The organism is Bradyrhizobium sp. HKCCYLR20261, assembly GCF_051168435.1.
Classification (GTDB): domain Bacteria; phylum Pseudomonadota; class Alphaproteobacteria; order Rhizobiales; family Xanthobacteraceae; genus Bradyrhizobium.
Window position 1 is genome coordinate 22911 of record NZ_JBNPUZ010000009.1, and the last position, 18363, is coordinate 41273.

Genomic DNA, 18363 nt, shown 5'->3' on the forward strand with positions numbered 1-18363 from the left:
TGGGATGTGCGGGAGCGGCGAGCCGCGATCAGAGCTGGCCGGGAATCCAGGCGAGCGCCAGCGCCTGGCCTTGCGCGATCTGGCTCGCCGACATCTTCGACGCGACCGCATTGCGCAGGCGCAGATAGTAGCTGCGCTGCGCATGGCCGGTATTGGCAGCTGCAAGATTCAGCCATTTGTAGGCGAGCACCACGTCCTGCGGGACGCCGTGGCCCTTGTCGTACATCAGCCCGAGCATGGCTTGGCCGAACGGGTTGCCGGCGGCGGCGGCCTGACAATAGAGATCGGTGGCGACGACATAGGCCTGTGGCGTGCCGAAGCCGTTCTCGTACATGAAGCCGAGCATGGCCTGGGCGCGCGGATCGCCGCGCAAGGCGAGCGGCGTGAGCACGCGGACCGCACGGACGAAGTCGCCCCGCGCATACGCGCTCCGGGCCGCCGCGACCGAGTCGGCATGCGCAGGTGAGGACAAGTTGCCCAGCAACAGGCACGCCGCGGCGAGCGCCAGGATGGTGCCGCGCCGCGTCGGCCTCGCCGTGCGACGGATCTCAGCGGGTTGTGCGGACACGCAGTTCATCCGTGATGGCGGCTCCGACCGAGCCGCGGAGCTTGGAACGGAGTTCTTCGGCCACTTGATGCGCATCGCTGCCGTCCCTGATGATCTGCGGGCGGATGAAGATGATCAGCTCGGTCCGCGTGCCCTTCTTGCCCTGATGCGAGAAGGCGTCGCCCAGCACCGGAATTTCATCGAAGCCCGGAATGCCGTTGCGGTTGCCGTTCTGCTGCTCGCTGATCAGGCCGGCGAGCAGCACCGTCTGGCCGTTGGCGACCGAGATCGCGCTCTTGACCTTGCGCTGCGACACCGTCGGCGTCAGGCTCGATGAGCTCTGCGCCGCGACGTTGCTGATTTCCTGCTCGACCTCGAGCCGCACATTGCCGTTGGCCGCGATGCGCGGCACGACGCGCAGGATGATGCCGGTGTTGCGATAATCGATGGTGTTGACGACGGTGTTGCTCGACGACAGCACCGTGGCGCTGCCGGTCGAGACCGGCACGACATCGCCGACCTGTAGCGTCGCGGTCTGGTTGTTGATCACCACCAGCGAGGGATTGGACAGCACCTTGACGCTGGTCACGGTGTGAAGCGCGTCCAGGATGATGTTGGGCGATGTCTCGCTTCCGATCAGGAAGTTGAAGCCGGGAAGCGCGCGATTGATGAGAGCGCTCGCGGCAGTTGACGCCGTGGCCGTGGCGACCGACGTCGCCTGCGTGTTGGAGATCGAGCCGCGATCGGTGCCGAGGCCGAGGAACTTGCTCGAGAGATAGGACTGCACGCCATAGGACAGCTCGTTGGTCAAGGTGACCTCGGCGATGGTTGCCTCGATGCCGACCTGGAGCACCGGCTGATCGAGCTGCTGCAGCGTGCTGGAGATGGTGCGGTAGTTCTCGCGGTCGGCGTAGATCAGCAGCGAATTGTTGACCGTGTCCGGCGTGATGCGCACGTTGGGCATCAGCGCCTGTCCGCCCGCGCCGCCGCTGCGCGACTCCAATCCGGTCGAGGTCGGCGGGGTGCTGGCGGGACTGGAGTTCGAAGCGGCGGTGCCGGTCAGGCCCGATGCGCCCTGCATGCGGCTCGACGGATTAGCGCCGGAGCTGGACGAGCCAGTGTTGAAGGACAGTCGGTCGGCAACGGAGGTCGTGGTGCCGTCCGAGCCCGGCGCTGTCTGGCCGTCTGCGCTATCCGCGGATGACGACGAGCCGGCGCCGCCGAACATGTCGGTGAGGATCTTGGCGAGCTGCCGCGCATCGCCGTAGCGGATCCGATAGACGTGGACGCTGGTGCGCCCGGAGTCGGCCTGGTCGAGCCGCCGGATCCAGGTCGCGGCGCTCTGCAGCAACGCCGGCTTGCGTGCCACCACCATGATCGCATTCAGCCGGCTGATGACCTGCAGCTTCACCAGGTTCTGGCTCAGCCCGTTCTCGCCGCTGTCCATGATCTTCTCGAGCTCAGCCACGATCGGCTCGGGCGCCGAGTTGCTGACCGGAAACACGCCGACCGATTGGCCGCGCATCCAATCGACGTCGAAGCTCAGCGCCGTCTCGATCGCGGAGCGCCGCTCGGGTCCGGTGCCCTGGATGAGCAGCAGGTTTCGTGTCGAATCCGCGCGCACGCTGCCGGCCCGGGTGGCGAAGCTGTCCATCAGCTTGAGGATGGTCTGCGCGCCGACATATTGCAGCGGCACCACCGAGACGCCATAGCCGGGCTCGGCGCGGCCGGCCTCGCCATCGACACGTCCGCCGCCGATCGCGTCGCCGAGCGGCGTCAGCTTGTAGCCGCCGCCCTCGCGCACCAGCACGACGCCGGACAGCCGAAGCGCGCTTTCAAGAACAAAGAGAATATCGGACTTCGGCACCGGGCGCGCCGACACCAGGCTGACGCTGCCCTGCACGCGCGGATCGATCGAGTAACCGACGCCGAGAACGTCGCCGATCACCACTTTGGCGACCGCGGCAATCGGCGTGTTCTCGAAGTTGAGGTCATAGCCCTTGCCGTCGGCGGCCGGCAGCGGCCTGGCCTCGGCAACCTCTTGCACCATCGTCCCCTGATAGGTCCGGGCCGTCGCACGCTCGGCCTCGGGGCGGCTCTGGATCGATGCCACCGGTGTGTTGTCACGCGGCAGGATGTCGAGCGACCGCACCTTGTCGATGACGTCGACGTCCGCCGGCGCGCTGGCCTGGGAGTTCAGGGTCGCCATGTTGCATGACGCGAGCGACACTGCGATCGCGAGCAATGAGGCATGACGGACAACCGCAGCGGACTGGCTTCGATTGCCGAGACGAAACATGGACTTGCCGATCTACTCGTGTGGACTGGCCCAAACGTCGTGAGGCACGTCCGGACCCGAGCCTGCATAGCGACCTAATATGACACTTATGTATCTTCGCTGGAGAACGGCCGGCCTTTGCGCCGCCTGTGTGTCTCAAATGTCGGCGTCGCTGTCTTCGTACAGCCGTCATGTTCGCGATCGATAACGTCGGTCGCCAGTTGCGGGGTGCCGAGACGTTGGGCCGGCACGGGCGCCACCCGGATCACGCCATGAGCGGAACACTGTCGACGCAATTCCAGGCCTATTTGCGCGAGCGCCATCCGCGGGCGTCCGGCGACGTTGCGGCTGCAGGCGAGGCGCAGACGGCGCTGTGGGACAAGTTCGGCCTCACCGCCGAGGTGTTCGCGCAGGAGGTTGCGGACTTCACGGGCCTGGAGCGCGCGCCGCTGCGTGATCTCCTCGCGGCCCAGCCGGCCGTCGGAGAATTCTCCGAGCGTTTTCTGCGCGAAGTCCTCGGCTATCCCTACAGGACCGCCGAAGGCGGGGCCGTGTTCGCGATGGCCGATCCGACCGATCAGGCGGTGCGTCGCGCGGCCGAACTGGTGCTCGGTCCGGCCACGCTGTTCAAGGTCGCTTCGCACGAGGACATCGCCGTGGTGCTCGACCAGCGGCTAGGCTCCGGCGATGATTCCGAGATGTTGCCGGCCCAGGAGCTCCGCGACGACGATGTCGAAAGCCTTCGCGACCTCGCCAGCGGCGCGCCGGTCGTGCGGGCCGTCAACGATCTCATCGAGAGAGCGGTCGAGATGCGCGCCAGCGACATCCACATCGAACCGTTCTCGACCGGACTCGTGGTCAGGCTCCGGGTCGATGGCCTGTTGCGGCCGATCGCGGCGCCCACCGGCGTCCTGCCGCAGGCGGTAATCTCGCGCATCAAGATCGTGGCCGGTCTCAACATTGCCGAGCGCCGCCTGCCGCAGGACGGGGCCGCGCGCATCCGTGCCGGTCGCGCGGAGATCGACGTCCGCGTCGCTATCATGCCGACGCAGCATGGCGAGTCCGCCGTGCTGCGCATCCTGCCGAAGGATCGCTCGCAGCTGGTCGCGAGCCGCCTCGGGCTCTCGACGCGCGACGACACGGCTCTTCGGCGCCTGATGACGCTGCCGCATGGCATGATCGTGATCACCGGGCCGACCGGCAGCGGCAAGACCACGACGCTGGCGACGATCCTGTCGATGCTCAACACGCCCGAGCGCAAGATCCTCACCGTCGAGGATCCCGTGGAATATGAGATTCCCGGAATCAACCAGTCGCAGATCAAGCCCGCGATCGGGCTGACCTTCGCCAGCGCGCTGCGCTCCTTCGTTCGCCAGGATCCCGACGTCATCATGGTCGGCGAGATCCGCGACAGCGAGACCGCGCATGTCGCGGTGCATGCGGCGTTGACCGGCCATCTCGTGCTGACCACGCTGCATACCGAAACGGCGGCGGCGGCCGTGCCGCGCCTGCTCGATCTCGGCGTGGAAGGCTATCTGCTGCGCTCGACCTTGCGCGCGGTCATCGCCCAGCGCCTGGTGCGTCAGCTCTGCGAGCACTGCAAGGTTGCCCGGCCGATCGACGACGAGACATGCCGCGACGATCCGCGCCTCGGTCACCTCGGCCTCGTGCCCGGCGACATCGTCTGGCATCCGGCCGGCTGCGAGCGTTGCGGCGGGAGCGGCTATCGCGGCCGGGTCGGCGTGTTCGAATTGCTCGAGCTGACCAGCGGTCTGCGTCAGCTGATCGCCGACGGCGCAGATGGCCTCGCGATCGACCGGCAGGCGATGCAGGAGGGCATGACGACGATGCTGGACGACGGCGTCGCCAAGTGCCGCGCCGGCGTCACCTCCGTGTCCGAACTGCTTCGTGTTCTCGTGGCGCGCTGAGGTGAATGGTGCCGAACTATCGCTATCGCGCGCTGACACAATCCGGCGACATCGTGGTCGGTTCGATCGAGGCTCCGTCGCGTGGCGAGGTGGAGCAGCGCATTTCCTATCTGCAACTGCTGCCGATCGAGACCGTCGAGGAGAAGAAGGCGGGCGCGGGATCTTCGATCGGACTCTCGTTCGGAGGCCCGACGGCCGCGGAGGTCACGACGTTCACGCGCGATCTGGCCTTGCTGCTCAGGGCGGGCGCACGACTCGACGATGCCTTGGACCTGCTGTCGAGCGACTCCGATCTCGGCCGTCTTCGCCCTGTCGTGGCACGGCTGCGCGCGGCCATCATGAGCGGTGAGAGTTTCGCCGATGCCGCCGCGGCGCAGCCGGCGCTGTTCTCGCCGATGTACGTCGCCTTGATGCGTGTCGGCGAGGCCTCCGGAACACTCGATCACGTGCTGACCGCGCTCGCCGGCGAGCGGGAGCGATCCGAGGCGACGCGGCGCAAGCTGACCGATGCGATGCAGTACCCCGCCTTCGTGTTCCTCGCCGCGATCGGCGTGATGCTGTTCTTTCTCGTCGCCGTGCTGCCGAATTTCTCCGCGGTGCTGCGCGATTTCGGCGGCCGCGCCGATACCGCGCTCGGCTTCTTCATGACGCTGTCGGACCTCCTCCGCGCCAATGCGACGGTCATCGCGCTGTGCTGTGCTGCCCTGATCGCGGTCGCCTGGTGGCTCCTGCGACAGGCCGCAGTCCGCGCCGCGCTGACCAGCGCGCTGGCCGTGGTGCCCGGCATCGGCAGCATCCTGATGTTCTATCGAACGAGCCTGTTCTGCCGGAATCTCGGCCTGCTGCTCGGCTGCGGCGTCAATCTGAGCGCGGCGCTGCGCATCCTGGTCGACGTGATGTCGGTGACATCGTCGCGCACGCCGTGGTCCGCGGCCGCGGACCGCGTGCGTCACGGCGGCAAGCTGTCCCAGGCGCTGTCGACGGACAACATGCTGCCGCCGATGGCGCTGCGCATGCTGCGGCTCGGCGAGGAGACCGGCCAGTTGCCGACGCTGTCGACGCGCATTGCCGAATTCTATGAGGCCAAGCTGCAGCGCGGGCTCGATCGCGTCGTCGGCATCGTCGGGCCTGCCGCCATTCTGCTCATTAGTATCGTCGTGGGAGGTCTGATCGTGTCGATCATGACGGCCCTTCTTTCAGTCACCCAGCTGGTCGGCTGATCGCGTTCAAGGAGAGTGACATGACATCGGACATGCGAACCAGGTCGGCCAATAACGCCGGGCGCGTCGGCGAACGCGGCTTCACGCTCGTCGAGATGCTGGTCGTCATCACCATCATCGGCTTGATCATGGGACTGATCGGCCCGCGCGTGCTCAACTATCTCAGCGAGTCCAAGACCAAGGCGGCACGGATCCAGTTGCAGAGCTTCTCGGCCGCGCTCGACCTGTTCTATCTCGATGCAGGCCGCTATCCCTCGACATCCGAGGGGCTGGCGGCGCTGGCGCAGCGGCCGGCCGGACTGAACGCCTGGAACGGTCCCTATCTCAAGGGCGGCGCCGTGCCCAAGGACCCCTGGAATACGGCCTATGTCTACCGCGCGCCGGGCGACCACGGGCCCTATGACATCATGTCTTACGGCGCCGACGGCCAGGAGGGCGGCACCGGCACCGCGGCCGATATCGTGCTGGGTACGCAGACGAGCGCGCGCAGTGAGTGAGGTAGGACAGCGCGGATTCACGCTGCTCGAGATGGTCTGCGTGCTCGCGATCATCGCGCTGCTGGCGTCGGTCGCGCTGCCTTATCTGCCCCGGCAGACCTCGCGGCCGCGGCTGCAGGCCTATGCGCTGCAGGCCGTGACGCTGTTGAAGTCGGATCGTGCCGCGTCACTTCGCAACGGGACGCGGATCGACACGCAGATCGACACGTCGCGGCGGTTGATCCGTGCCGGCGGCAACGCGACCGCCCTGCGGCTGCCCGATGACGTCGATTTCCAGGCGACGCTGCCGCGCAGCTGCCAGCACCGGCCGGTGCCGTCGACGATCAGCTTTTTTCCGGACGGCCTGTCCTGCGGCGGAGCGATCACGCTGTCGCGCGCCGATCTCAGCCTGGAGATCAGGGTCAACTGGCTGACGGGGAGGATCGACATTGTCTCGCGCGCACACGCCGCTGGTTGAACGTGCCGACGCCACCGAGGCCGGCTTCATGCTGATCGAAGTGCTCGTCGCGCTCGCGGTCGTCACCGTGTCGATCGTCGCCATCGGCGCCGTGGTGTCGCGCAATGCGGCAGGCGTTCGCAAGCTCGAGCAGCATGTCACGCTCGTGACCGATGCGCGGCTGGCGCTCGCGACGGCGCTGGCCGATCGCAGCCGCCTGCAGCCCGGCAGCAGCGCGCAGCGCTCCGGCTCCGGATCGGTGGCGCTGCAGATCGCGCCGCTCGGCGGCGACTGGGGCCAGCCCGCGGGACAGCAGGGCTGGGTGCCGGAAGCCGTCAGCTTGCGCGTGACAACTGGCTCCGGCGCCGTCGCCGAACTGCAGACGGTGCGGCTCGTTCGGGCACAACGCTGATGAGCGCCAGATCCGATCGTTCAGGCACAGCCGGTTTCGCGCTGATCGAGGCGCTCGGCGCGCTCGCGATTGCGGGAATCGTGCTGTCCGCGCTGTTGGCCGTGACATCACAATGGCTGCCCGCCTGGCAGCGTGGGCTCGATCGCGTGCAACGCGCCGAGATGGTCGCGGCCGCGCTGCGCCGTGCGGGCGAGGATCTTGCGGCGGCCGAGTTCGTGCCGGTCAACCGCGAGCAGAAGGTGCCGCTGTTCATTGGCGAGGAGTTCTCGGCGACATTCGTCCGCACGGACATCGGCCCCAACTCCGGGCACGGGCTCGCGGTCATCAGGATCGGCGAGGAGGATACAGGCAGCGAACGCGCCGTGCTGCGGTCGCGCGCGGCATTCGATGTTCTTCCCGCGGGCCAGGTGGCGAGCGATCATTTTCGCTTTGGCGAGTCCGTCGTGCTGCTGTCTCGACCGTTTCGGATGTCCTTCGCCTATGCCGACCGGTCGATGGCCTGGACGCCGGAATGGCACGACGCCGCCAGGCTGCCGTTTGCGGTCCGGATGACGATCCGCGACGAGAGCCGCGGTGGGCGGCCTATCCTGGTCAGCGCGGTCCGTATTCAGGTCGATACGCCTGGCGGCGCGGCGATCGCTGCCGACAGCGGCGGCGGTCCCAAACCGCCGCCGGCCGCGCCCGAGCCGCCAACGCCTGAGCCGCCACCCGCCAGCAATGATGGGCTGATCGACTGATGCGCGCGACGCAGATCAACAGACGGGACATAGATCAGCGCGGCGCTGAGGACGGCTTCATCCTCATCGCCGCGCTGTGGATGCTCGCTGCGCTCTCAGTGCTCGTGGTCGTCGTCTCGCAGCAACTGGGAGCTTCGGCGCGATTGCTGCGGCTCGAAGACCAGACGGTCGAGGCGGATGCGCTGATCTCGGCGGCGATCGAATTGTCGGCGTATCGGCTGATGCTGCCCAAGGAGGAGGAGCGGCCGCAGCAGGGGGGCTTCCGTTTGGCGCTCGCAGGCAACGACATCGTCGTGTCGTTCGTCAACGAGGCTGCTCGCGTCGATCTCAACACCGCGCCGAGGGAGATGCTCGCAAATCTCTTTGTCGCGACAGGGATCGAGCGAGATGCCGCCGGGGAGATCGCCGAGCGGGTGGCGGCATGGCGGTCCAAGCCGTCCGATGCCGCGAAGGCCAGGGACGAGGAGGCGCGCTATGCCGCGGCGGGCCTCAAGCGCATGCCACGCCTGGCGCCATTCCCCCATGTCGGCGAACTTGCGCTGGTTCTCGGGATGCCGGCCGCGCTCATCGCGCGCGTGCTGCCGCTGGTGACGGTGTTCAATGGCTCTCCAGGGATCGATCCGGCGATTGCACCGCCGGAGGTGGTGGCGGCCCTGCCGGGCATGACGCCGCTGATCCTGAAGGATTTCCTCAGCACACGGGACGCCGATGCCCTGGCCAAGACGCTGGGGCCGGCTGCGAAGGATGCCGCGCGCGGCAAGAGCAAGGCCTATCGATTGAGGATCGTCGTCGATCCGGCGGGCGGGCTGCGATACGCGGCGACGGCCGTGATCATCCCTGGCGAGGGCGAGGAGCCATATCGGCTGCTGGCGCGCCAGGACGAAAGACCGCAACCGAGGGGCGCGCGCCAGGCGCGACGGATGCCATGAAGCTGACCGAGACGATCGAGCGCGGCCTGACCGCATGGACCGCGACGGTCGCGATCGCGGCCGAGACGATCGCCGACCGGCAACTGACCCGCGGCCGCGTCGTGATCCGTTATGCGCGGCCGGACCATGTCACGTTGACGGTGATGCCGTCAGGCAAGGGGAAGGCGGCCCTGCCGGGAATCACGATGAGCTTCGCCCCGGGCGCACCGCGCCATGCGCTCTCGCCGGAATGGCTTCGAGCGCTGCGCGGCTGTGTGCTGGAGGTGCATGTCGCCGCCGACAACATGCTGGTCCGGCCACTCGACTTCCCCAAGCAGGCCGAGCCATTTCTCGACGGCATGATCCGGACGCAGATCGGCCGGCTGACGCCGTGGACGCTCGATCAGGTCCTGTTCGGCTTCAGCGCGCCGCGCCCTGCGTCCAACGACCGGATTGCCCTGACGCTGCTGGCCACGCCGCGTGCGCTGATGCAGCCGCTATTGGCCTTTGCCGAGGAGGTCGGCGCGGCGAGGATCGTGGTCGTCGCGGAGGCCGACGGACCGGAGGGCGAGGCGATCCAGATCTACAAGGCCTCGCTGCGCTCTTCGCTGCCGGGCGGCCGCGATCTCGGGAGCGTGCTGAAGCTCGGATGGGTCTCGGTGGCCGCCATGACGGCCATGGTGTTGATAGCTGCCACGCTGACCGGCCGATATCTCGACGGCGAGCTGGAGGATGCGCAGGCGCAGGTTGCGCGGCTGCGCGCGGCGCTGCGGCCGGGCATTGGCGCAACCGCTGCCGACGCGCTTCTCGCCAAACGCAAACAGACCAGCCCCGCGAGCGTGATCGCGCTCGAGACTCTGTCGAAGATCCTGCCCGACGGCACCTATGTGATCGAGCTGCATATAGAGAACGATCGCCTGCAGATCTCCGGCGTGACCCAGGACGCGCCGGCACTGATCCGGCTGATCGAGCAGTCGCCACAATTCAGCCGTGCCACCTTCTACGCGCCGACCACGCGGAAGGCGGGCGAGGCGGGCGAGCGCTTTCACATCGAGGCGCGCCTCAACGCCTATTTTGGAGACCGCGCATGAACTGGTCGACCTGGCCGCGCCGCATCTTCGTCAACTCGCCGACTGCGGCTGCGGCGATCTACGTGGTCAGCGTCGTCACGCTGATCTGGCTCGGCACGTCGGCCGTCGCCGATCTCCTCGCGAAACAGGATGAGCTTGGCGACGCCAAGGCGCAACTGGTCCAGTTCTCCGGACGCAGGCGGCCCGCCGATGCGGCCGCCGTGAACGTCTCGACCGGCCCCGGCGGCTCGGTGTTCGTCGAGGGGCGAACGGTGACCATTGCGGGCGCCGCGCTGGTGCAGCGGCTGACGGAAGCGATCGCCAAGGCGGGCGGCAACGTGCTGTCGACCCAGGTCGATCTGCCGGCCGCCCGGACCAACGCCAACGTGATCAGCGTGGTGGCCAGCTGCGAGCTGGAGCAGCCGGCCTTGCAGCAACTGCTTTATGACATCGAGGCCGGGCTGCCGTTTCTGTTCGTCGATCAGTTGCATGTCCAGCAGCCGCTGGCGGCGGCCGCCAGCGAAGGCGCGCGGCTGCGGGTGCAGCTCACGGTGTCCGGTCAATGGAGGGGGCAATCGTGATGCGTTGGCTCCTCTGCCTGCTTGCCATTGCGGTGGCGCTCAGTCCCGCCCTGGGGGAGGACGTCGAAGGCCTCGAGCCGGCTGCGCCGCCGCAGGCCCCTGTAAGCTCTCCCGATCCGCAGGTGGTCAGCGCGATTGCACCGGGCGCGCAGCTTCCGGCAAGACCCGCAGGGAGCAGCGCCAACCCGCTCTGGGCCATGCCGATCGCAACGCTGTCGGCCACGCGCGACCGGCCGATCTTCTCCGCCTCGCGGCGGCCGCCCGAACTGCCGGCCGTCGCTCCGGTCGTGGAGATGCGTGCGCCGCCGCCTCCGCCGAGCGAGCCGGAACGGCCGAATTTGCAGCTCGTCGGCACGGTGGTCGGCGGCGAGGACAGCTTCGCCATCTTCATCGATCCATCGTCGCAGGCCGCGTTGCGGCTGCGCATGGGGACCGCGCATGAGGGCTGGACGTTGCAATCGCTGCAGGCGCGCCAGGCGGTGCTGCAGAAGGATGGCGAAACCGTCACCCTGGCGATGCCGCAACCGAGCGAGACCGCGAGCAGCAATAGCGACAGTGACGTCGACGCCCCGCCGCCGCCAACCGGGCGGGAGCGGATGGCGCGGCGGTCGCGCTGAGGGCGTCAGAGCGTCATATCGAGGCCGCTGGCGCGCAGCACGAGCACCGCGAGCAGACCCCCGACCAGAAACGGACCGAACGGCAGCGCCGTCTGTCCGCTCAACGGCCGCCCGGTCGAATAGAGGACGAGAACCGTCGCAAGCGCCGAGAGCGTTGCCATCAGCAGCAGGATTGGCAGGCCCGCCAGCCCTGTCCAAAACGTCGCGGCCATCAGAAATTTGACGTCGCCAAGCCCCAGGCCCTGCCGGCCGCGGGCAATGAAATAGAGGCGGCGCAGCAGCAGCAGCACCGCGCCGACAGCAAGCGCGGCGGCCGCAGTCCAGAGCGCGTCCTGCAGATCAGCCCATGCCGCTTGCACGAAGCCGCTTGCGGCCACCAGCGCGTTCATCCCATCCGGCAGGATGCCGCTGCGCAGATCCGTCCAGATCAGGCCGGCGCAGGTCGGCAGCAGCACGAGCAGGCAGATGAGGGGGATGAGGTCGGTCACGAAGCGAGGTGGTGGGTGAGGCGAGACACCAGCAGCATAGACGCGCTCAGGTGGCGAAGGATAGTCCGGCCATCATCAGCCCGACCGCGGCGACCCAGCCGCCGACCGCGCGGAGCGTAATTCCGCGCCAGCTCGACGTGGGCTCGGTGTCGGGGCGCCGGAACGACAGCGCGACCGCCGTCACCAGCGTGATGACGACATAGCCGGCGCATGCGAGACCCGCCGCGTAGAGCAGACGATCGGTCTGCGCGACGAGCTCTTCGGCGTTTGCCGTGCCACGCATCACCCCGAGGGTGAAGGCAATGGCGCACAGCAACGCGACCGGAATGCGGAGACTGGCCGCGAGCAGCAATCCGAGCAGGAGAATGGTCGCGGCGTCCACGACCGGCGGCAGCGCAGCGATGCTCGTAGTTGCGGCCAGCGCCAGGCCGGCACAGAGACCGAGCGGAAACACCACGATCAGCCAGCGTCCGCTGGCTGCGCCGAGCGAGCCGGCGAGCAGGCCGAGCGTCATCCAGACCAGCACGTCCTGCAAGGTCAGCAGCGGATGCAGCGCGCCGGCATAGAAGTCGCCGAGCCGGGCGGAGACGATGTGCGCGTGCGCGATGTGGCTTTGCGTCAGCAGCAGCGCTGCAAGGACGACCGTTCTCAGCCGCCCGCTCATGCCGACGCTCCGAGACTGGCGACCAGGAAGTAGCCGCCAAGCGCGGCGATGGCGGCGCCGACGCCCTGGATCACCCGTTCTCCCGCCGGCCAGCGGGCCAGCGCGCCTATGGTGATGCCGCACGCATGCAGCAGGCCTGTCGCGACCACGAAGCCGCAGCCATAGGCGAGCGGATTGGCGGCGGAGGGCAGCTCGACGCCGTGCGCATGGCCGTGGAAGATCGCGAAAACCGCAACGATGGCCGCCGCCGCGACGAATGGCACCCGGATGCGCATGGCGACCGCGAGACCGAGGATCAATCCCGACAACGCAATCACCAATTCCGGCACGGGCAGCCCGATCTTGAGGATTCCGAGCACCGCGCCGAAAGCCATCACCATCGGAAACACGATCGGCAACACCCAGACCGCAACGCCGCCGAGCTGCGCGCCCCAGATGCCGACCGCGACCATCGCAACGAGATGATCGAGCCCGGTCAGGGGATGCAGCAGTCCGCTTGCCAGGCCGCCGCCGACCCCGGTCTGCTCATGGGCAAGACCCGGGCTTGCCGTCAGCGCCGAGAGCAGCGCGGCCGTCAACGCGGACTGCAGGACTTTGCGCGCGATCATGATCATCCCGTTCGTCCTCATGCGGCCGCCAGCACCCGCACCAGCCGGCCGAGAAACCAGAACATCGACACCGAGCCGATGGCATAGGCCGGCAGCTCGATGCCCCATCGCGGCATCCCTGCGCCGAGACGGCGATGCGCCCAGATCAGCGCCAGAACCAGCAGCACGAACAGGATCTGGCCGATCTCGACGCCGATGTTGAAGAACAGCAGCGCCGCCGGCAGGATGCGTCGCTCGAGACCGAGCCCGGCCAGCGCACTGGCGAAGCCGATGCCATGCACGAGACCGAAGCTGAAGGCGACGGCCCAAGGATACTTCGCCGTCAGCCCGATCTCGCCCCGCTGCTGCTTGACGATCTCGACGCCGACGAAGACGATGCTGAGCGCGATGCAGGCGTTGAGCGGAGCCTCGGGAACGCCGATCCAGCCGAACGCCGTGGCGGCGAGCGAAAAGCTGTGGCCGATGGTGAAGGCCGTGATCGTCTTGAACAGGCGCCAGCCACCCTGCACGATCCAGATCAGCCCGAGCACGAACAGCAGATGATCGGCGCCGAGCAGGATATGGTCGATGCCGAGATTGACATAGGTCTTCGCGAGCTCGAGCCAGGTCTCGAGCGTCGGAGCGTCCGTGCCGAGCACGGTCACGACCGGATTGGCCGCCGAGATCGTGTAGCTGCGCGTTTCGCCCGCCAAGGACGTCACGCGGATGATGGCCGCCGACATGTCCTCGCCGAGATTGGCGATCGTCATCTGCCCGACGAGGCCCTTGTCGCCGCAGTTCAGTTCCGGCAGGCGGAGGAAGCAGTGCGGCGGCATCTTGAGCTCGATGCGATTGTCGCCGTCTTTCGGCAGCGTCGTCCACCGTCCGATGAAGACGCCCGCGCGCATCTCGCGAAATTCGAGCACGGCGATGGTCGCCTGATGCGCCGCCGCCGGCCGCGCGAGCAGCAGTGCGGCGAGCGCAAGCGTGATGGCAAGCAGAGCCCGGGCCGCGGTCACGGCTCGTACCTGATCGTGTAGTTGGCCTTGAGCCGGCTCACCGCCTCCCAGGCCCGCTTGCGCGTCTCTTCGGTGTGCCAGATCTTGGCCGCCTCGGCCCGGATGTCCTCGAATTTGGCCTCCGCGCCTGGCGACCGCGCGTCCAGGCGAACCACGTGCCAGCCGTCCTTCGACTGCAGCAAGGTCCATTCCTGCAGCGGCGTCTTCAGCAGGCCCTCGCTGAAGCCGTCGCCGAAGCCTGAGGCGAGACTCGGCACCGGACGATCGAGAATGGCGCGCGTCTGGTCGCGCAGCTCCTCGGTCTCGCGCTGCTCGCGAATGTCGTCCAGATGGCGCCGCGCCGTTGCTTCGTCGCTGGGCGGCGTCATGAAGAAGCTGACGCGCTCGGGCTCGTCGAAGCGGGCGTGATTGTCGGCGAACCAGGCCCGCAACTGCTCGTCGTTCGGCTGCGGCACGCGGACCTGGTCGAAGATCAGATATTGCAGCTTGAACGCGACGCGGTCGCGGATCATCTCGTCGCCCCGGTCGACGCCGAGGATCTTGCCTTCACGATAGAGAATTTCGCTGGCGACCCAGGCCTCGACCATCTTCTGCAGCTCGGCCTCGCTCGGAGTTCGCTGCTTGTCTTCGTCGAACGTGTCGATGAAGGATTGGCGGAGCGCCTTGCTCACCGTGATGACCTTCTCGTCCTTCGCGGGTGGATGGAGGAGAGCGTCGGCCGCGAAGATCAGGCCGCCGAGAACGAGGAAATGCAGCAGCGGCTCCCGGGCGAGACCGCGCATGGCTCCGAGGACTCCTGCTCGTGCCTGCGATGCGCCGCCGCCATCCTGCGGGCTGGAGCGTGCGGAGGTGCCATCAAGAGTTTGCGCCGCATTCGACAAGGCAGGGGCTGACATACGTTCTTTTACAACTCGGATCGCGCTCGTTGCGCGGCGCGTATATGCAACGGCGCAGTCGCCCTTGTCACCGGACAAACCGCGCTGTCACAAAAATTTCGCAACGCTCGGCGCGGCGAATGTTCGTGGGAGACATCGGTCCAGAAATAAATCCTTCAACAAACTGTCTCCGAGTTTTGCTTTGGTCGCGGCGCGAAGGACAACGGCGCATGGGACGCGTTGTCATCATGGTTTAGAGTTCGATCGAATTCTCAGGGGCGACGATAATGGTTCCATCCACCAAGAAAATCCTGCTGACGGCGGCCTCGGTCTCACTCGCCTTGTCGCAGAGCGCCGACGCGGGCGAGCGTTGGGGCGAAACGAGCAAGAACAATCCGTATGTCGCGGGCGACATGCACAACCATAACACCTGCACGGACGGTTCGGTCGCGGCCGGCTATTCGATCGATCGTTCGGTCGGCAAGGGCGCGGCGGCCGCCGGCGGCAACAATTTCGATCTCGACTGGTTCACGCTCGGCAACCACGGCGGTTCGGGCAACCGCGATTGCCGCTTCAGCGATGCGAGTGCCAACATTCCCGGCGACAACACGACGACCTATTGGAGCCAGACGCTCGGCAAGACCATCGACGGCATCACCATCACCAGCCTGAAGGGGACGCCCAACGGCACCGACACCAACGCCAAGATGTGGCGCTGGCAGTCGATCAAGGAGATCGAGTATCCGACGATCGTCAGCCGCACCGCGACCTACAACAAGGTGTTGGTCGAAGGTCTGGAGTGGATCCTGCCGGGCCACGAGCATGGCGACGTCGCGGTCATCGCGGGCCAGAACCCGCGCGGCTACGGCAATGCCGACAAGATGGCGGAGTTCGAGTATCGTTTCGACCGCGCCGACACCGATGCGATCGGTCCGGTCGACAGCGGCAACAACCCGATCTGGGCCGGCAAGGACAACGTCAACAATTCCGGCACCGCGGGTCACCAGAAGGCCGTCGCCGGCATCACCTGGCTGCAGGCCAACCATCCGCTGCAGTCCTACGCCATCCCGACCCACACCGAGCGCCAGGGCCCGTTCAACCCGAATGGCACGGCGGGCTACAACATCGAGCATTTCCGTGACTTCAACAATGCCGGCCCGACGGTTGCGTTCGGCATCGAGGCGCCGGGCCACATGGCCGAGGGTGGGCTGAACGGCGGCTCCGGCTCCTACGGCTCGGGCGCGGTCGGCGGCGGCACCTACGGCATGCACGGCGTCTACACCGCCAAGGTCGGCGGCCTGTGGGACGGCCTGCTCGGTGAGGGCCGCAACATTTTCGTGTTCCAGAGCTCGGACTGGCACAGCCGCGGCATCTACGGCGCGCGCGACGCCAGCACCACGGCTGACTTCATCCCCGGCGAGTACACCCGGCTCTACGTGCCGAACGAGCGGCGCTTCAACCAGCAGTCGATCATCGACGGCATGCGCTCGGGCAATTCCTATTCGGTGAACGCCCAGATCATCGACTCCGACATGGTGTTCCGCGCCAAGGGCGAGTGGGATTTCGACTGGAAGACGATGGGCGAGACGCTCGTCGTGCGTCCGGGCGAGAAGGTCACGCTCGAGATGGAGATGACCGTTCCGGCCTCGAACAACAGCCCGTACAGCTTCAACAATCCGCTTCTTCTGCCGGTTGGCATCAAGCAGCCGTTGAACAAGCCCTATCTCGACCACGTCGATCTGATCACCGGTGACATCACCGGTCCGATCGCGCCGGGGGCGCCGGGCTATGCGGTCGCCAACGCCAAGGGCGTCGACGGCGCGGCCATCGTCTACAATCCGTCGGCCAAGATCGCGAAGCAGATCCAGGCGACCAAGATGCGGAGCCACAAGCTGCGCGACGGTTCGCTCCGCCTCAGCTTCACGACCACCTTCATCGCCGGCAAGACGCCGTTCTACATCCGCGCCCGCGGCACCAACATTCCGCCGGCGACGCCGAACGTGTCGGACAGCGCCGGCAATCCGCTGCTCGACCTCAACAATGTCAGCGTCAGTTGCACCGACGCGGCGTGCCCGTCGCATCTGGGGACGGTGAACGGCGTCAAGAAGGTCACCAATGACGTGCAGGCCTGGTCGAACGTCTGGTTCTACGCGAACCCGATCTTCGTTCGCACCTACAGCACGCCGGAACTGCTGGTCGAAAAGAACCATGAGCTGGCGCGCAAGCTGGCTCACAGCCATCACCACTGGCACGATTGGGACCATTGGGGTCACTGGGGCCATTGGGGTCGCTGGGCCTTCAACCGCGACTGATGGCTGCATCGATCCGGCGAGACGTCTTCGGCTCGCCGGAATCGATCAAAGCGGACATGACAACCGGAAGCGCCGGTTCTTTGCAAGCCGGCGCTTTCTCTTTGCGATCGAACCTTCCGACGTGCCATGGACCCGATCTCCCGTTTCGTTGCCCCGCTGCTGATCGTCCTGACCCTTGGGATCTCCGGCGCGTTCGCGCACGAGGAGGAGCCGACACAGGAGACGTGTGATGCCGTCGTCGCGCAGGCGCGCGCCGCGGCGGCCGTGCTGCCGGCCGACGACGTCTCGCGCTATTTCGCCGAGCGCGACATTCAGCAGGCGCTGGTCGAAGCCGGCAATGGCGAGTTCGACGACTGCGTCGAGAAGGCCGAGCGCGCCATGCTGGAGGTGCGGGAGCGGCCGCACAGTCTCAAGCCGGGCGAGCGGCTTCACATCCTCCGGGCCGACGAAGTGCCGCCGCGCTGAACGGCAACGACGCAAGTTCGCGACGTTCCGTCATCCGTCTGTCATGCTCATCGGCAAAGTGTCGCCCTCGTTGATGTGCGTGCGAGGTTGCCAGACATGGACCAGATCGAAGCTCTGTTTCCGATACCGTTGATGCGCTCGCCCGGGCTCCTCAGCGCCGAACTCAAGGATGCTGCGGTCGCAGCCATCCGGAGTTCGAAGATCGAGAGCAATCTGCGCTCGGGGCAGCTCTTCCATACCGAGGTCGCCGATCCCCGTGCCAACAATCTGTTTCAGACCATCGCCGCCCTGGCGGGGCCGAAGCTCGTCGATTTCGGCGAACTGCTGTTCGGCGAGAAGCTGAACTGGACGGTCAAGGAGATGTGGACGAACATGCTGGAGACCGGCGGCAACCAGACCCTGCATGCCCACGCCAACAGCTTCATCTCCGGCATCTTCTACCTGACGCCGTCGCATCCCGGCAGCCGCACCGTGTTCGTGCGTCCGCCCGGCGGCAGCGACTTCTCGTTCCGCCATCACACGCGCAGCGCCTCTGTCGGTCCCTTCAATGCCGGAAAATACGTGCTGCCGGAGGCCGAGCCCGGCGACCTCGTGCTGTTTCCGAGCTATCTCTATCACGAGGTTCCGCGCAATCAGGGCGACCAGCGCATCACGATCGCCTTCAACGCGATCCCCGATCATCTCGATTGCTGGGGCTATCGCGTCAGTTTTTCGTCTTGAGG

General features: G+C 67.0%; 20 protein-coding genes. 13 read left to right on the forward strand and 7 right to left on the reverse strand.

The window, feature by feature from the left end; all coding sequences use genetic code 11:
- Positions 1 to 28 precede the first annotated feature (28 nt).
- Both ACQR1L_RS21465 and gspD read right to left on the reverse strand, forming a co-directional pair.
- Positions 29 to 577 (reverse strand): tetratricopeptide repeat protein, encoded by a 549-nt coding sequence (locus ACQR1L_RS21465; RefSeq protein WP_434859910.1) that lies wholly within the window; start codon positions 575 to 577, stop codon positions 29 to 31.
- Positions 549 to 2846, reverse strand: coding sequence for a type II secretion system secretin GspD (gspD, locus tag ACQR1L_RS21470; protein ID WP_434859911.1), 2298 nt, complete (start codon positions 2844 to 2846; stop codon positions 549 to 551). Before gspD ends, ACQR1L_RS21465 begins: the two co-directional genes overlap by 29 nt.
- A gap of 251 nt (positions 2847 to 3097) precedes the next feature.
- Here gspD and ACQR1L_RS21475 point away from each other — a divergent pair, with 251 nt between their 5' ends.
- The 10 genes from ACQR1L_RS21475 to ACQR1L_RS21520 are packed head-to-tail and all read left to right on the forward strand — an operon-like array spanning position 3098 to position 11231.
- On the forward strand, positions 3098 to 4753 hold the full coding sequence (locus ACQR1L_RS21475; RefSeq protein ID WP_434859912.1) for a GspE/PulE family protein: 1656 nt from the start codon (positions 3098 to 3100) through the stop codon (positions 4751 to 4753).
- An 8-nt stretch (positions 4754 to 4761) separates the two neighbouring features.
- Positions 4762 to 5973, forward strand: coding sequence for a type II secretion system F family protein (locus ACQR1L_RS21480; RefSeq protein ID WP_434859913.1), 1212 nt, complete (start codon positions 4762 to 4764; stop codon positions 5971 to 5973).
- A gap of 20 nt (positions 5974 to 5993) precedes the next feature.
- On the forward strand, positions 5994 to 6470 hold the full coding sequence (gene gspG / locus ACQR1L_RS21485) for a type II secretion system major pseudopilin GspG (RefSeq protein ID WP_434859914.1): 477 nt from the start codon (positions 5994 to 5996) through the stop codon (positions 6468 to 6470).
- Positions 6463 to 6927 (forward strand): pilus assembly FimT family protein, encoded by a 465-nt coding sequence (locus tag ACQR1L_RS21490; RefSeq protein ID WP_434859915.1) that lies wholly within the window; start codon positions 6463 to 6465, stop codon positions 6925 to 6927. The genes gspG and ACQR1L_RS21490 overlap by 8 nt, the downstream gene beginning before the upstream one ends.
- 28 nt (positions 6928 to 6955) lie before the next feature.
- Entirely contained in the window at positions 6956 to 7318 is a 363-nt protein-coding gene (locus ACQR1L_RS21495) for a hypothetical protein (RefSeq protein ID WP_434860070.1), read from the forward strand.
- Entirely contained in the window at positions 7318 to 8055 is a 738-nt protein-coding gene (locus tag ACQR1L_RS21500; protein WP_434859916.1) for a PulJ/GspJ family protein, read from the forward strand. The genes ACQR1L_RS21495 and ACQR1L_RS21500 overlap by 1 nt, the downstream gene beginning before the upstream one ends.
- On the forward strand, positions 8055 to 8984 hold the full coding sequence (locus tag ACQR1L_RS21505; RefSeq protein WP_434859917.1) for a general secretion pathway protein GspK: 930 nt from the start codon (positions 8055 to 8057) through the stop codon (positions 8982 to 8984). Before ACQR1L_RS21500 ends, ACQR1L_RS21505 begins: the two co-directional genes overlap by 1 nt.
- The gene (locus ACQR1L_RS21510; protein WP_434859918.1) at positions 8981 to 10054 is read left to right on the forward strand and encodes a PilN domain-containing protein; all 1074 of its coding nucleotides are present in this window, start codon (positions 8981 to 8983) and stop codon (positions 10052 to 10054) included. The genes ACQR1L_RS21505 and ACQR1L_RS21510 overlap by 4 nt, the downstream gene beginning before the upstream one ends.
- Positions 10051 to 10614 carry a type II secretion system protein GspM gene (gspM, locus tag ACQR1L_RS21515; protein ID WP_434859919.1) on the forward strand — a complete coding sequence of 188 codons (564 nt, stop codon included), beginning with the start codon at positions 10051 to 10053 and terminating at the stop codon, positions 10612 to 10614. The genes ACQR1L_RS21510 and gspM overlap by 4 nt, the downstream gene beginning before the upstream one ends.
- Positions 10614 to 11231 (forward strand): hypothetical protein, encoded by a 618-nt coding sequence (locus ACQR1L_RS21520; protein WP_434860071.1) that lies wholly within the window; start codon positions 10614 to 10616, stop codon positions 11229 to 11231. The genes gspM and ACQR1L_RS21520 overlap by 1 nt, the downstream gene beginning before the upstream one ends.
- 5 nt (positions 11232 to 11236) lie before the next feature.
- Here the strand turns inward: ACQR1L_RS21520 and ACQR1L_RS21525 are convergent, their stop codons facing one another.
- Genes ACQR1L_RS21525 through ACQR1L_RS21545 form a run of 5 tightly spaced genes read right to left on the reverse strand, consistent with a single transcriptional unit; the run spans position 11237 to position 14885 of the window.
- Positions 11237 to 11719 (reverse strand): prepilin peptidase, encoded by a 483-nt coding sequence (locus ACQR1L_RS21525; protein ID WP_434859920.1) that lies wholly within the window; start codon positions 11717 to 11719, stop codon positions 11237 to 11239.
- A gap of 46 nt (positions 11720 to 11765) precedes the next feature.
- Positions 11766 to 12383, reverse strand: coding sequence for a HupE/UreJ family protein (locus tag ACQR1L_RS21530; RefSeq protein WP_434859921.1), 618 nt, complete (start codon positions 12381 to 12383; stop codon positions 11766 to 11768).
- Positions 12380 to 12991, reverse strand: coding sequence for a HupE/UreJ family protein (locus tag ACQR1L_RS21535; RefSeq protein ID WP_434860072.1), 612 nt, complete (start codon positions 12989 to 12991; stop codon positions 12380 to 12382). Before ACQR1L_RS21535 ends, ACQR1L_RS21530 begins: the two co-directional genes overlap by 4 nt.
- Positions 12992 to 13008: 17 nt before the next feature.
- Complete coding sequence (locus ACQR1L_RS21540; RefSeq protein WP_434859922.1) at positions 13009 to 13989, reverse strand: HupE/UreJ family protein; 981 nt, start codon at positions 13987 to 13989, stop codon at positions 13009 to 13011.
- Positions 13986 to 14885: a peptidyl-prolyl cis-trans isomerase gene (locus ACQR1L_RS21545; RefSeq protein WP_434860073.1), complete on the reverse strand. Its 900-nt coding sequence runs from the start codon at positions 14883 to 14885 to the stop codon at positions 13986 to 13988. Before ACQR1L_RS21545 ends, ACQR1L_RS21540 begins: the two co-directional genes overlap by 4 nt.
- Before the next feature lie 266 nt (positions 14886 to 15151).
- On the opposite strand from ACQR1L_RS21545, the gene ACQR1L_RS21550 reads away from it, so the two are divergent.
- The 3 genes from ACQR1L_RS21550 (at position 15152) to ACQR1L_RS21560 (ending at position 18361) form a co-directional block, all read left to right on the forward strand.
- On the forward strand, positions 15152 to 17176 hold the full coding sequence (locus ACQR1L_RS21550; protein WP_434859923.1) for a hypothetical protein: 2025 nt from the start codon (positions 15152 to 15154) through the stop codon (positions 17174 to 17176).
- A gap of 126 nt (positions 17177 to 17302) precedes the next feature.
- A complete protein-coding gene (locus tag ACQR1L_RS21555) occupies positions 17303 to 17641 on the forward strand; it encodes a hypothetical protein (RefSeq protein WP_434859924.1) in 339 nt (112 codons plus the stop codon).
- Between the two features lie 96 nt (positions 17642 to 17737).
- Positions 17738 to 18361, forward strand: coding sequence for a 2OG-Fe(II) oxygenase family protein (locus ACQR1L_RS21560; protein WP_434859925.1), 624 nt, complete (start codon positions 17738 to 17740; stop codon positions 18359 to 18361).
- Positions 18362 to 18363: the final 2 nt, after the last annotated feature.